This window comes from Ligilactobacillus pabuli (assembly GCF_022836475.1).
Classification (GTDB): domain Bacteria; phylum Bacillota; class Bacilli; order Lactobacillales; family Lactobacillaceae; genus Ligilactobacillus; species Ligilactobacillus pabuli.
The window spans coordinates 61,656-76,689 of record NZ_BQXH01000008.1; the positions used below are offsets into that span (position 1 = coordinate 61,656).

Consider the following 15,034-nt stretch of genomic DNA (forward strand, 5'->3'; position numbering starts at 1 on the left):
CGGTAAATTCTGTTCATAATGGGATTTGCCGCTTTTTTGTATGGACCTAAATGTTAATTCTTAAAATTAAACATTAGTTAAAATAAATGTTGATTAATCTAATTTATCACGTATAATTCTAATGGAAAGGGGAGGCGCTTACATGCTAAAAAATTTAAAGTTGACGACATCAATTATCATGTTGAGTTCATTACTGGTCTTAGTGGCAGGATGTGGATCAAAAAAAGCAAATGACTCTAAAAAAGAAATTAGTGTGGCACTTAATTCAGAACTCTCAAGTGTCGATGTTTCTTTGGCAATGGATAATACTTCTTCAGATGTGATGGAACAGGTGGGGGAAGGCTTATATGACTTTACTGCTAAGGGTGGAGTTAAGCCAGCGTTGTCAACTAATAAGCCTAAAGCAACTGATCACGGGAAAAAGTATGTCTTTAATTTACGAAAAGATGCTAAGTGGAGTAATGGCAAACCAGTTACTGCGAAAGACTTTGTGTACTCTTGGCGAAGGACAGTTGATCCTAAGACTAAATCACCACAAAGCTATTACTTTGATGGGGTTAAAAACTACCAAGCAATTGCCAATGGCAAAAAAGCACCATCTTCTCTTGGAATTAAAGCCAATGGTAAATACAAGCTTGAAGTAACTTTAGATCGAGCCATGCCTTATTTTCCCTCGATTTTAGCAGTTTCCGCTTCATTCCCACTTTATCAACCATACGTGGAAAAGCAAGGTAAGAAATATGGGACAGATGCTGAACATACCTTATACAATGGCGCCTTTACTTTGAAAGGCTGGAATGGCTCGAATGGTGAATGGTCATATGTTAAGAATAAGGATTACTGGAACGCTAAACATGTTCAGTTAGACAAGGTTAACGTAAAGGTCTATAAGACAGAGCAAACAATGGTCCAGCAATATCAAGCTAAAAAGATTCAGTTCACACAAATTTCTGGCTCAACGGTCAAAAATTTGAAAAAAGACCAAGATTTAACTGTACGTAAGATACCAGGTAACCAGTACTTAGTCTTTAATGTGAAAGAAAACAAGCTGTTTGCCAACCAGAAAGTACGACAAGCCTTGGCAATGGCAGTTGATTCTAACAAACTAACGAAGCACGTCTTACAAGATCAGTCACTGCCTGCTACGGGCTATGTGCCATATGGGTTTAACAACAGTAAGACTGGAAAAGATTTTGCTAAACAGGCCGGTCAATTAGTTCAGAATAATAAAACTAAGGCGCAAAAATTGTGGGCGGAAGGCTTGAAAGAGTTGGGTATGACTTCAGCTGAATTCTCGATTCTGTCGAGTAATACAGAGACTGCCAAACAAGTTGATGAATATCTACAATCACAATTTGAAACGACCTTCAAAAATTTGAAAGTTAGAGTAGCCGCAGTTCCATTTAACAGTCGTTTAAGCAAGCAAAATAGTGGCGATTTTGACACGGTCTTGAGTGGCTGGACCCCAGTTTACGCTGATCCAACTGACTTCTTAAACTTATTGATGACCAATAACAACAATAATAATGGAAAGTGGTCGAATAGTGAATATGATCAGCTGATCAAAGATGCGAATGATAAATATGCATTAGATGAACAAAAACGGTGGGACAACATGGAAGCTGCCAATAAAATTGCAGTTGAACAAGCACCAATTGCACCACTTTTCTATATTTCGCAGGTTTATTTAAAAGATCCTAACTTGAAAGGCATGATGCTTGGACCTTTGGGGCAACCTTACTATAAGGATGCATCGTATAAATAAAACGCAGGTTTTACTTTTGAACAGATGGAGGCTGAAAGATGAAGATTTATATTTCTACAGACATTGAAGGGATTGCAGGTATTATTAATTTTGACATGGAAAATCAGGATTCGGTGATTTTCCGAGAACTCTATAACCAACAAATTGAGTGGGTGTTGGAGGGAATTCAGCAGTCTGATAAAAACGATGAAATTGAAGAAATCGTGATTGCTGATTCACATTCTAAGGGGACCAATCTTTCGTATAATCGTTTGACTGATTTTGATGACAGGGTCAGCCTGATCAGTGGATTTCCACGACCAGAGTATATGATGAGCACGCTAGATGAAAGCTTCGACCAAGTCTTCTTCGTGGGTTACCATGCAGGAATTGGTAAACAGGCTGGTAACATGGATCACGGTTATAGTGCTAGGGCTGCTTACAAAATCTGGATCAATGGCCAATATCAAAACGAAACAACAATTAATGCGGCTTATGCTGCTGAGATGGGTGTGCCAGTGACATTGGTAGTTGGCGATTCAGGTTTGAAGGAACAGTTACATGATGAAAAGATGTTTCCTCAAGTTAAGTTTGTGGAAACTAAGAAATCATTGTCACGCTATGCAGCCTGGAGTTATCCCAAGAAAAAAGTGCGCGCAGACACTATTGCTGCTGTCAAAGAAGTTCTCAGCAAGTCAGCTCAGGAGACTGAACTACTCAAATATGAAACCCCAGCAGAGTTGAAAATGCAACTTTACACTACAGCTCAAGCCGATACGATTGCACAATTGCCTGCTGTTGAGCGACTGGATGGACGGACAATTCAAACCCACGCTGATAGTATGCATGATACTTTGAATACGATTTTGGCGTTAGTTGCTTTGGGAAACACACAAAATTAAGTGGGAGGTCGAAGAGGCATCGAAGCAGAAGTCAAAATTTTAACTTTGAAAAATGGGTATCATCTTTGGGCACAAAAGCTGGGTCAAGGCCAGCATAAATTACTGTGTTTGCATGGCGGACCAGGTTCAGACCATGAATTATTTGAGGAGTTTGGCAAAAATTTGGCGAAGTATGATACTGAAGTTTATATGTATGATCAATTAGGGTCGTATTATTCAGAACATCCTGATTTTTCCATCCAAGAAAATGTTGATAAATATGCGAAAATCGAATACTTCGTGGATGAAGTTGAAGAAGTTCGTCAGTTACTTGGCTTAGAAGATTTCTTCTTGTTGGGCCATTCATGGGGTGGAATCTTAGTTCAAGAGTATGCGCTCAAGTATGGTTCAGCCTTAAAAGGGGCGATTATTAGTGACATGACAGACGATATCGCCAGTTACGTTAAAAATATTAACCGCCAGCGTTTGGAACTTCTTGGCTCAGACGAAGTTCAGTTTATGGAAGAATGTGAGGCCCAGCAAAACTATGATAATGAACGTTACCGTCAAAATATTAACCGCTTAAACTACCGGCATATTATCAAACATCCAGAAAATTCGACTAAGCATTTAATTCCGACCAAAAATGCTTTTCTTTACCACTATTTCCAGGGTGATAATGAGTTTGTAGTAAAAGGAACACTGGCGGATTGGAGTGTTAAGGATCAGTTAAAAGATATTACCACTCCAACTTGTTTGATTTTTGGTGCGGATGATTCGATGGATCTTGATGAAGCTGTGGCGATGGATCAACGTTTGCCTAATAGTGAGTTGCACATTATTGCTGATGCAGCACATTGTTCAATGATTGATAATCCCACAGAATATTTTACAGTTCTAGGTCAGTTTATTGTTGGAAAGTAAGGAAGAAAGAAATTAAAAATCCTTTCAAATTTAGTTTTGGTTTTTGGTTGACAAATGAATTTTCTATGTTAACATTAAATTTAAATAAATAAAAGATTAGAAAAAACGTTGAAAAAGAACCAGTATCTAAGTTGATGACTAACAGAGAGCTCGTATTACTAGAAGCGGGCAGGGTCAGCGGTGAGAAATTTTATCTTTGGAGTTTATTGACCGTAATTAACGACGGTTGATCGGAAAGCATCCGTTAACCATGCAGCAAATCGTAATTATCATTGATAGTTACCGTTTGTACTAAGGCTTTAATTAGCGAACAAAGGTGGTACCGCGCAGCGCGCCCTTTTAGGAAGAATTCTTTCTAAAAGGGTGCGCTTTTTTATTCTCTTTTCCTAGTCCGGTTCCGCAAAGCAGCTCCTTGCGCCTATCCAATCCCAACCTTCAATGCCAAAAACGCATTAAAGGCTGGGCTCCGATAGTGCTCGGGAGTTAACCGCTTTGCTCCACCTTGTTTTTCTTAGTCGAGTTCCGTGAAACAGAAAGTTCCGCTTATCCAAGCCCGGCCTTCAATGCCAGAAGCGCATTAAAGGTCAGGCTCCGATAATGCTCGTTTTCTCCCGCTTCACTCCACCTTGTTTTTAATCTTTTATTTTGCACAGAGTTGGCCAACTCACGTTCTAAAACTATTAGTTAAAGGAGATGGAAGTATGATGAGTCAGAAGAAAAGTTTTGCACAGGTGATCGTAGCGTTAGGAGGCTTGTTCCTCTTAACTGGCTGTGGTCAGTCACAAGCTAAAGGTACCCCCAAAGACCAACCATTACACGTCATGCTTCCAAGTGAGCCAATGACCGCTGATCCTAACAAATCTGCTGACACGAACAGTAGTAGCGTGATTCGACAGGTGATGGAGGGACTCTATGCATTTGATAAGAATAATAAAGTGGTGCCGGGTGTGGCGAAAAAAATCGTTAAACCAACCAATGATGGCAAACGCTATACGCTGGAGTTGAAAAAGAGTGCTAAATGGGCAAACGGGCAGCCAGTCACTGCTAATGATTTTGTTTACTCGTTCCGGCGGATCGCTGACCCAAAGACTAGTGCTCAAAATGTTTCTGCCTACGATAACATTCAAAACTTTGAGGCAGTCCAAAATAAGGAACTGCCTCCGAGCGCAGTGGGAATCAAGGCATTGGGAAAACATCGGTTGCAAATCGATTTTGCCCGCAAAACACCCTGGTTTAACTACTTAGCGGCAACTGCTTATTATCCTTTGAATCAAAAAACTGTTGAGAAGTATGGTAAAGAGTACGGAACTTCTTCACAGAAACTGATGACAAATGGCGCTTACCAGTTGAAAGGGTGGAAAGGCACGAATAATTCGTGGACCTACCAGAAAAATCCCCGTTATTGGAATGCTAACAAAGTTAAGATCAACAAAGTGGTAGTGAAAGTCACTAAGGAACAAAATACTGCCGCTAACCTCTTCCAGACTAAAAAACTGGATGAAGCAACGTTGACCGGCCAATACGTTAAAGGTCACGCCAATGATTCAGCTTTGCGCCATCGCATGTTAGGCCGCATGACATATTTGACCTTTAACTCAGAGGCTAAAGAAACCTCATCCGAGAATTTGCGCCAAGCCTTTTCTTATGTGATCAATCGCCAGACGATTGCCAAAAATGTGTTACAGGATGGCTCAAAGCCCGCTAAGAACTTGATTCCACAGGGTGACCAGAAAAATCCACAAACACACCAGGATATGGCACAGGATCTAGGTAACTTGGTACCAACCGATGTCAAAAAAGCTCAAAGCTACTGGAAGAAATATTTGGCAGAGCAGGGTAAAAAACAGGTAACCTTAGATTTGTTGGTTGATGACACTGATGAAGACAAGCACGTGGGGACATACATTCAGTCTGCTGCTGAAAAGAATTTCCCTGGTTTGAAAGTAACTGTTTCATCTCTGCCACATGCCCAACATGTTAGTCGTTCGTTTGATAAGAAATATCAAATTAACCTCTTAGGTTGGACGACCCGCTGGTTGGATTCAGCTGATTTCTTGAGCCTCGCAGCCGCTGATAAGCCAATTAACTTTACCAATTGGAAGGACCAACCATTCAATGCTAGTTTGCAAAAAGCTGCTCAGACAGACGGACAAGCCCGCTACGATAACTTGGTCAAGGCTAACCGGCGTTTAATGGAAGTTAAAGGCTTGGTTCCACTGTATCAGCCAGCGGAAGGCAAATTGGTGAACCCTAAGTTGGGCGGAATCAAGTATGGCTTGGTCACCGATGTTCAGTATAAACATGCTTATTGGAAATAGAGACACTTTGTGAATGTTAGTCGAGCTCCGTAAAGCAACTCCTTCCGCCTATCCCAGCCCAGTCTTCAATGCCAAAAGCGCATTAAAGACTAGGCTCAGATATGCTCGGGAGTTAACCACTTTACTCCGCTCTGTGATTAAAAAGAAAGAAGGACATCTTAGATGACTAAAGAACAAGAAGTTAAAGATTATATGATGCAACATTTGCCAGATTATTACGATTACCTCCGCATCCCTGGAATTTCTGCCCAGGATACTGGAATCGATGAAACTGTACAGTGGTTGACTGATAAGTTCACTGCGCTTGGTGCCGTTGAGGTCAAACAGTGGCATGAACTAGGTGGTAACCCTGTCTTGTATGCGGAATTTGCCGGTAAGAGTGACCAAACGCTCTTGTTTTATAATCACTATGACGTCCAGCCCCCGGAACCACTGGATGAATGGGAGTCAGAGCCCTTTGAACCAACAGCTAAGAATGGTAAATTGTATGCCCGTGGAGTTGCCGATGACAAAGGTGAGTTGATTTCACGTTTGATTTTGGTGCAATACTTCGCTGAACATGGCGGTTTACCACTGAACCTGAAGTTTATCGTGGAAGGGCAAGAAGAAGTTGGCAGTCCAACCATTCAAGATTATGTTCATGCACATCAAGAAGAACTCACTGCTGAAGCCTGTATTTGGGAAGGCGGCGGTAAAGATGAAGATGAGAAGTTTAAGATTACTGCTGGTTTGAAGGGAATCTTGTCGTTTGACATGGAAGTTGAAACAGCGGAAACAGACCTTCATTCTTCGCTGGCAAGTTACGCAGATAATGCAGCTTGGCGCCTAGTACAGGCATTAAATTCATTAAAGGACGCTAATGGCAAAATTCTCGTTGACGGTTATTACGATGATATTAAACCATTGGAACCAGCTGCCCAAAAGGCGTTGGAAGAAATGGAATTTAATGAAGCAGAAGTCAAAAAACAGTTTGGCTTGAAAACGCCTTTGGTAACTGACCAGCCACTGCAAGAATTAACGAATGGGACAACTATGACCATCAATGGCATCAATGCTGGTTATACGGGACCGGGGGTAAAGACGGTGATTCCGCGTCAGGCGCAAGCCAAATTTGACTGCCGTTTGGTGCCCGATCAACGCCCAACGAAGATTTATGAACTAATTCGCCAACACTTAGATGCACATGGCTTTGAAGACATTAAATTGAAGTACCAGGTGGGCGAAGATCCTTCCAGAACATCGCTTGAGGATGAGTTTGTCAAACTAAACATCGCGATTGCTCAAGAAGTTTATGGTACAGATGGAATTTCAATTGTGCCTAACTCCGCTGGAACAGGCCCCGGGGCGCAGTTTGTTGAAGAACTCGACTTGCCGCTAGTGTCGGTTGGGATTGGTTATAGTGGTAATGGACCTCATGGACCAAACGAACATATTCGTGACCAAGATTTCCGTGACGGCAGTTGGTTTATGTACCGTTTGTTGGAAGAATACGGGCAGAAATAACAGAGAGTGAAGTGAGATGATTAAGCGACAAGTATTATCTAATCTTGGCCTTTAATGCGTTTTTGGCATTGAAGACGAAGCCTAGATAAGCGGAACTTTCTGTTTCACAGAACTTGTCTAAAAAACTGAGCAGAGAGCTCTTTAGTACTTCAACATCATATATCTTAATTAACAAATCCGGATTCTGATTAAAGGGAACCCGGATTTTTTCTGTAGATGTTTAAGAAAAATATTAGGAATTTAAATTAGTTAATTTGCTTTTATGATAGCGTACGTGCTATCATAAAAGCATGAAGAAAATACAGTTTGATTATTATGACTGGGATGAATTTGAACATTTTTTAAATCAATTACCTAGTAAAGATGCAGCAAAATTAGTTGTAACAATTCAAAAAATTGAAGAAAATGGCTTACTAATTGCGGAAAGGCAGGAATGGATTAAGAAAATAGAGAATAATCTTTATGAAATTCGTTCTAAACGAGCTTCAAATATTCAGCGAGCTATTTATTTTCAAGTTCAAGGTACTAGTTATTTAATTACAAATGCCTTTACTAAGAAGTCTTCTAAAACACCCGAAAGTGAAAAGAAGATTGCTCGTAACAGACGAAAAATTTTTTTGAAAAAGAGGTTTAAAAATGAGTAAAATTGATGATTACATTGCAAGGCGTAGTGAAAAAGAACCTGAATTTGCCAATTTAGTTGAGCAAGAAAATATTAATTTAGAAGTAGCAGTTAAAGTTCGCGATTTAAGAGAAAAATTAGCGTTGAGTCAACGAGAGTTCGCTACGTTAGTTGGTAAGCCACAGTCGACGATTGCTAGAATTGAAAATGGCTCAATGAATGCTTCGACTAAAATCTTGGCGGAAATTGCTCAAGCAACTAACCGGCGTCTAACAATTAGTTTTAGTCCAGTTTAGTTACAAACGCAGAGCAGCGATTTCTGTTTCACGGAACTCGACTAAAAGAGCGGACAGTGAGTCGTCAATTCAAACGTAAGTCTCTCAAGCTTATGTACGTAAACGCAGAATCCAACGTAAGTTGCCCGGACTTCTGTACGCAAATGCAGAACCAAACGTAAGTTGCTTAAACTTCCGAACGCAAACGTAGAATCAAACATAAGTCGTTCAAACTTCTGTAAACAAAAGCACCGTCGCTCAAGTGAAATTTCAACTTGAACGATGGTGCTTTTTTCTAGTCCAGCTGCGAAACTCAGAAGATTCCGCCTAACCTGCTTTTAGCCATCATGCCTGGAAGTCTGTTAGTGTTCATCTTCTAACCGCCTCACTCCACGCTGTTTGCTTTAAAGTCTTTCATTGTATAAGGTTTGATTATAGCCAGTTTTATCAAAATCTCCCAGCCCCATCTCAGCTTGGTAGTGCATTAAGGCCCCAATTCCGCCAATGTCTTCCACGATGCCATCGCCTTTGCCTTTCAGCACTTTGGTAGGAGCAACTCCTGGATAAGTGATTGAGCTGATTTTTTCGACTTTTAAGTCCACTCGCCAGTCGTCGCCAAAGTCATATTCAAAGCGGAATTTGGTATTTTCCTTGGCCCGAGAATCTTGTAAGAGCGTTTCGCCAGGTTGAACATCCTTAAAGGAACTGCTAATTTCGTCACTTTCGTCAAAAGGCATGGCATAAGAAACGTTTCCACCTGAAAGACGAGCAATCAGTTTTTGGAGATCAGCAATGATTGCTTGAGGATCATCACTTTGAAGGATCTTGGCATGTTGTTCTTTAATTTCTTGTCGTAATTCTTTTTCAGATGAGATTGTTCCACTTTCACGTCGCTCCTGGTCACCAATCAGGTTAGTGAGTGCATATAGGTGGGAACCTTCCATATCAAAGAGAATCATAATGATTTGTGCTAGTTCTTGCATGTTTCTCAGCCCACTAACCTCGAAACGTCGCCAAATTTTAGGCTTTGCTCCCACTAAATCAGCCCGAAATTGGTACAGCGGTTGTTGCGTTGGCTTGTCTACCGCCTCGTTTATAGTTGTGGTCTGAGCTGCTTTTGTTGATTCATAGTTGTCATACCACTCTACAAAGTCATTAATTTCCTGACTATGATCGGTCAATGAAAAATGGGGTTCAAAGACGTTATCTTCATCTGCGGGTCGATACAAGGGGGTTTTACGGAGCTGCTCAGTGTAATCAGCAATGATCTGATTGATAAAATCAAGGACTTCTTGGTATTTATGACTGAATCTCTGCGCGAACTTTTTGATCTCAGGGTTCGTCAACTTAACTGTCGCTAAGGTTTCAATTTCTTCTAGACAATCAACGTAAATTTCCTGGAACTTAGTGGTCAAGTTGATAATTACTTGAGGACTATCGATTTTGGCCTGAGCCATTTGATCAAATTTTCCGATGATTTTGTTCGAAAAGATTTCTTCAAAGAGTTCATCTAAGGAGTTTGCTTCCTCATTGATAAAAGCAAGCTCGTCAGTTATGGCGAGGTCGTCTTTTTGGACCAATGACGGAGCTTGGTTGATTTTCTCGATAAGAAGGTTGGTAAATAAGCGCAGGTTCCAGTAGGTTGGCCGATTCAAAATTAAGTCTAAGGTTTTAGTAGATGAATCTAAGAGCTTAGCGGATAATTTTGCGTGAGCATCGGGCATTTCTAGCGCACGTAACTGGCGTAGTTTTTTGTAAATTTCACCATCATTATTGTAGACATAACTATCGTCAGTACTATTATCTGGCAATTGACTTAAAACAATCACAGGGTCTACTAATTCACGACGTGTAGGCATACGCTGGAGATTATTGAGTTGGAGTTGGTCTAAGCGGATTTGCCCTAAGATGAATCCTTGGCTAATTTGGGCAGTGGTAAAGACCGCGATGGGAATCCCCAAATATTTGGCATAGCGGAAGGCACGAATTAACCGTTCGGCCGCCACTGCTTCGTAAGCTTCGTTCCCTAAAATTGCGACTGCATAGCTATTGGTTTTCTTAGGAAAATAGGCACTCGGCCGGTCTTTTTTAGAATTTGGTTGGATCGTACTATAATCAATCAAAGTATTTTGTGGATTGGTAGTGACCTGGGCTAAGCCACCGGTAAATTTGTCTGGTGAAACACCAAGTGTACCAAAGTAGATTTTCTTTAAGGTCATTGGATTAAGCTCCTTTTTTGACTAAAGTAGTTATTAGTGATAATTCTACACTACTTAGACAAGATAATCTTATAATAAGTTGTCTTCAGGCTGGTCAAGTTTGCTACAATATTCATAGTAGATCTTGGTGTGAACGGATGAGGGGGAGCGTCATGAAGTTAAATGATTTACAGTATTTTTGTTACTTGTGCCAGGTTGGCAGTTTTACAGAGGCTGCTAAGCGTTTTAATGTCAAACAACCAACTGTCACACTGGCAATTAAACGGTTGGAAAAGAATCTCCAGACCAAACTGGTTTCGCGCGACCACTCGCAAAATTTTCTGACGGTAACGCCGACCGGGCAAATTTTATATGAACATGCCACTCAGATTTTAAATGAAGTTCAGTTGGCGACGGTCGAGATCGGCAATTTTTCTTCGCAAAAAATTCGCTTTGGGTTACCACCAATCATTGGTAACTTATACTTGCCGCTAGTTGCATCAGAATTAGCGGATGCGGGGTTACTACAAAACTTAGTGGTGGACGAATCTGGCTCAGAGCAGCTGACCAAAGATTTATTGCACGGGAAAATTGACCTGGCGCTATTGGGCAGCTTTGCCCCGATCAATGATGACCGCCTGGCTGCAACGCAAATTACTGACCGCAATTTTGCGATTATTTCTTCTAACCAGCATTGGCTCAAGGATTACTCCCAAATTTCTTTTACCCAGCTGCACGATGAAAAATTTATTAGTTTGGATAGTACATTTATTCACCGGCAAGTACTGGAACATTACGCCCATGAAGATGGTTTTGAACCCAACGTCATTTTTAAAACCCAAAGTATTTCGATCTTGAAGCGGATGGTCGAACAAAATGCGGGGATCGCACTTTTGGTGGGTGATGCGGTGGCATTAGGTGATCATTTGAAATGCACAGCATTAACTGATAGTTTTGCAGAAAAATTTACGATCTCAGTTGTGACGCGCAAAAATTATCTGTTAAAAAAGCAGGAGCGAGGCTTGGTTGGAGAGTTACTGAAAATTAAAGAAAAATTGCACAAATAATCAGCCTGCCAGTCACAAATTTACTGAAGGCTTTTTTAATGATTGATTGTGAAAAAATAATTAATTTTTTAAAATTATGGAGAATCAACAAAAATCAGTACCTGCATCCCTTGCTGTGTCAGGGTGATAAATTTAATTTATGAGCACTACGATGTTTGACTATACCCGATTTATAGCACTATGATGACAGTGTTCAAAAGAAAATTAGTGGGATATTTTCCGGTCATTTTATGTGAATTTATGATCAACATAAATTGAATGGTAGTTAATTGATGTTGTTTTCTCAGATATTATAGGAGGTCAAAGAACATGGCTAAAGATATTAGAATTGAAGAAGATACACTTGGAAAAGTTGAAATTCCCGCAACAGCACTCTGGGGACCCCAAACAGAACGGAGTCGCAATAATTTCCCAACCGGTAGCTATATTCCACTAGAAATTATCAAAGCATTATTACAAATAAAAAAAGCGGCCGCACAATCTAATGAAAAGGAAGACCAGTTACCAGCTGAAAGGACACAACCAATCATTAAGGCTATCGATCAACTGTTGGCTTTATCAGATGAAGACTTGCGCGCGGACTTCCCACTGAAAGTTTATCAAACGGGTTCAGGAACGCAAACTAACATGAATGTGAATGAAGTTGTCGCTCATTTGGCAACGAAACTAGCTGATGGCGTTGAAATTTTACCAAATGATGATGTCAACCGGGGACAAAGCTCGAACGATATTTTCCCAACAGCGATGAACATGACAGCGAGTGTGGCAGTTAAAGAATTAGAAGAAGCAGTCAGCCACTTGATTGCTGAATTGAAAGTTAAACAAGACAAGTATTGGAAAGTCGTTAAAGTTGGTCGGACTCATTTGCAAGACGCCACACCATTGACATTTGGCCAAGAAGTCAGTGGCTGGGTCAGCATGTTGGAGCATGACTTATCCTACCTGCAAACATTAGCTCCCACCTTGTTAGAATTTCCAATGGGCGGTACAGCGGTTGGAACTGGCTTGAATGCTGATCCACATTTCGCGGCTGACATTGCTGAAAAAGTTAGTGCAATTTATGGGATGGAATTTAATGCAGAAACTAATAAGTTTTACGGCCTAGAAGCACATTCCGGCTTGAACGTGGTGCATGGTGCCATGAAGACTTTGGCAGCTGACTGCATGAAGATCGCCAACGATGTCCGTTTCTTGGCCAGTGGTCCTCGGGCAGCTTACGGCGAATTAAATATTCCAGCTAATGAACCAGGTTCATCGATCATGCCAGGAAAAGTTAATCCAACGCAGGCAGAAGCCATTACAATGGCAGCTGTGCGAGTCATGGGTAACGACGTGGTCGTGGACATGGCTTCATCACAAGGAAACTTCCAGTTGAATGTTTATAAACCAGTCTTAATTCAGGCGTTCCTAGAATCAGCTGATTTGTTGAGGGGTACGATTACTGGTTTTGCTGATAAGATGATTCATGGTTTGACGGTTAATGAAGAAAGAATGACGGAATTAGTCCAGAACTCATTGATGACAGTGACGGCTTTATCGCCACATATTGGCTACCATGACAGTGCAAAAATCGCGCAAGAAGCGGATAAGAATGGCACAACATTGAAGGTAGCTGCGTTGGCCTCAGGCAAGGTGACAGAAGAACAGTTTGATGAGTGGGTAGATCCGTTGAAGATGACGAATATCTAATCACAGAGCGGTTAGCTTCCGAGCATTATCAGAGACCAACCTTTAATGCGCATTTGGCATTGAAGGCTGGTCTTAGATAAGCGGAAGAAGCTGCTTTGAGTAGCTCGACTAAAAGAACACAGAGCGGAGTGAGGCGGTTAAGAGACGAGCATGATTGGACTAGGGCAGAATATCGCATATTTCAGCGATGTGCTGTCCTAGTTGAATCAGCGGAATCTATTGCCTCACATAGCTCGACTAAGAAAAACAGAGCGGAGTGAAACGGGAGAAAGCGAGCATTATCGTGACCGGGCCTTTAATGCGGTTTAGGCATTGAAGGTCGGGTTGTGATAAGCGGAACTTTCTGTTTCACATAGCTCGACTAAGACCCTCAACCTCATTTAAAGGAGCGACACCAAGATGGCAAAATACATTTTTCAGCCAACAGATTTAGCACAGTTAAAAGACAAATATGATTTAGTGATCATTGGTTCAGGGGGGACCGGGCTAGTAGCAGCACTGCAGGCTAAAGAGCTTGGCCTTTCACCAGTGATTTTAGAAAAAATGGATCGGATGGGCGGCAATACTAACCGGGCATCGTCTGGGATGAACGCGGCCGAAACAGATTTTCAGTTGCAACATCACATTGTGGATAGCTATACAGACTTTTATGAGGAAACTCTCAAAGGTGGCGGAGGCCTCAATAATAAGGACATGCTGCAATATTTCACCTCACATGGTGCCTTGGCAATTGATTGGTTGGCTGACCGGGGAATCGTTTTGAATGACATCACGATCACTGGTGGGATGAAAATCAAGCGGACCCACCGTCCCGCCAGCAAAGCTGCCATTGGTGGATATTTAGTGACTGAATTATTGAAGCAAGTTGAAAAAGAAGAAATTCCGTTGGTTGCCAACGTGACAGTCACAGAATTAATGGCTGAAGACCAACAAATCACTGGTTTGCGAGTTCAATTACCTGATAGTATCACCCGGGAAATAAGTGCTAAAGCAGTGATTTTGGCAACCGGTGGTTTTGGTGCGAACCAGGAAATGATCAAGCAGTATCGCCCAGACCTGGAAGGTTATCAAACGACCAATCAGGATGGCGCCACCGGTGATGGAATCAAGTTAGCTCAAGGAATTGGTGCAGGATTGGTGGACATGGATCAGATTCAAGTTCATCCAACGGTTCAACAAGACACTGGTCATGCCTATTTAATTGGTGAAGCCACTCGGGGTGAAGGTGCCATTTTGGTTAACGCCCAGGGTCAGCGGTTTGTGAACGAGCTAGACACCCGGAAGAATGTCACTAATGCAATCAATGCTTTGCCAGAAAAGAGTGCTTACTTGGTTTATGATGCAGGCATTCGGGAAAATGTGCCAGCCATCAACTTTTATGATCACATTGGGTTGGTCAAACATGGCGAGACACTCGCAGAATTAGCGCAAGAGATTGGGGCTAACCCTGACCAGCTGCAAACAACAGTGACAACCTGGAATCAAGCAGTCACCACCGGAACCGATCGTGTATTCGGTCGGGATTCAGGGATGGAACGGACGATCGACCATGGCGGTTATGAAGCTATTCATATCGCTCCCGCAGTGCACTACACGATGGGTGGTTTGAAAATCGACGTTCAGTCCCACGTTTTGACAGAGGATGACACACCAATCGCCGGCTTATTCGCTGGTGGAGAAGTTGCTGGCGGGCTGCACGGAAATAACCGGATCGGTGGGAATTCAATCGCTGAAACCGTAGTCTTTGGTCGGCAAACTGGTCAGCAAGCTTACAAATATCTGACTAGTTTAGAGTAAGCGTTAGGTTGATTCG

Annotated in this window: 11 protein-coding genes; 10 read left to right on the forward strand and 1 reads right to left on the reverse strand. The window is 41.7% G+C overall.

Translation table 11 applies throughout. The features are described from left to right. Positions 1-142 precede the first annotated feature (142 nt). The 7 genes from LPAF129_RS05375 to LPAF129_RS05405 all read left to right on the forward strand — a co-directional run bounded on the left by LPAF129_RS05375 (position 143) and on the right by LPAF129_RS05405 (position 8,288). Positions 143-1,765 carry a peptide ABC transporter substrate-binding protein gene (locus LPAF129_RS05375; RefSeq protein WP_244055135.1) on the forward strand — a complete coding sequence of 541 codons (1,623 nt, stop codon included), beginning with the start codon at positions 143-145 and terminating at the stop codon, positions 1,763-1,765. 38 nt (positions 1,766-1,803) lie between these two features. After that, positions 1,804-2,646 (forward strand): M55 family metallopeptidase, encoded by an 843-nt coding sequence (locus LPAF129_RS05380; protein WP_244055136.1) that lies wholly within the window; start codon positions 1,804-1,806, stop codon positions 2,644-2,646. Continuing rightward, positions 2,647-3,549, forward strand: a complete 903-nt coding sequence (locus LPAF129_RS05385) for a proline iminopeptidase-family hydrolase (protein WP_244055137.1) — start codon at positions 2,647-2,649, stop codon at positions 3,547-3,549. A gap of 704 nt (positions 3,550-4,253) precedes the next feature. Next, the gene (locus tag LPAF129_RS05390) at positions 4,254-5,867 is read left to right on the forward strand and encodes a peptide ABC transporter substrate-binding protein (protein WP_244055138.1); all 1,614 of its coding nucleotides are present in this window, start codon (positions 4,254-4,256) and stop codon (positions 5,865-5,867) included. 162 nt (positions 5,868-6,029) lie between these two features. Then, positions 6,030-7,370: a M20/M25/M40 family metallo-hydrolase gene (locus LPAF129_RS05395; RefSeq protein ID WP_244055139.1), complete on the forward strand. Its 1,341-nt coding sequence runs from the start codon at positions 6,030-6,032 to the stop codon at positions 7,368-7,370. 290 nt (positions 7,371-7,660) lie between these two features. After that, on the forward strand, positions 7,661-8,014 hold the full coding sequence (locus LPAF129_RS05400; RefSeq protein ID WP_244055140.1) for a type II toxin-antitoxin system RelE/ParE family toxin: 354 nt from the start codon (positions 7,661-7,663) through the stop codon (positions 8,012-8,014). Further along, positions 8,007-8,288, forward strand: a complete 282-nt coding sequence (locus tag LPAF129_RS05405; protein WP_244055141.1) for a helix-turn-helix domain-containing protein — start codon at positions 8,007-8,009, stop codon at positions 8,286-8,288. The genes LPAF129_RS05400 and LPAF129_RS05405 overlap by 8 nt, the downstream gene beginning before the upstream one ends. Before the next feature lie 383 nt (positions 8,289-8,671). Here the strand turns inward: LPAF129_RS05405 and LPAF129_RS05410 are convergent, their stop codons facing one another. Beyond that, complete coding sequence (locus LPAF129_RS05410; RefSeq protein WP_244055142.1) at positions 8,672-10,486, reverse strand: plasmid pRiA4b ORF-3 family protein; 1,815 nt, start codon at positions 10,484-10,486, stop codon at positions 8,672-8,674. A 152-nt stretch (positions 10,487-10,638) separates the two neighbouring features. Here LPAF129_RS05410 and LPAF129_RS05415 point away from each other — a divergent pair, with 152 nt between their 5' ends. The 3 genes from LPAF129_RS05415 to LPAF129_RS05425 all read left to right on the forward strand — a co-directional run bounded on the left by LPAF129_RS05415 (position 10,639) and on the right by LPAF129_RS05425 (position 15,018). Then, positions 10,639-11,532, forward strand: coding sequence for a LysR family transcriptional regulator (locus LPAF129_RS05415; protein WP_244055143.1), 894 nt, complete (start codon positions 10,639-10,641; stop codon positions 11,530-11,532). 309 nt (positions 11,533-11,841) lie between these two features. After that, on the forward strand, positions 11,842-13,221 hold the full coding sequence (locus LPAF129_RS05420; protein WP_244055144.1) for a class II fumarate hydratase: 1,380 nt from the start codon (positions 11,842-11,844) through the stop codon (positions 13,219-13,221). Between the two features lie 399 nt (positions 13,222-13,620). Beyond that, positions 13,621-15,018 carry a flavocytochrome c gene (locus tag LPAF129_RS05425; protein WP_244055145.1) on the forward strand — a complete coding sequence of 466 codons (1,398 nt, stop codon included), beginning with the start codon at positions 13,621-13,623 and terminating at the stop codon, positions 15,016-15,018. Positions 15,019-15,034 lie beyond the last annotated feature (16 nt).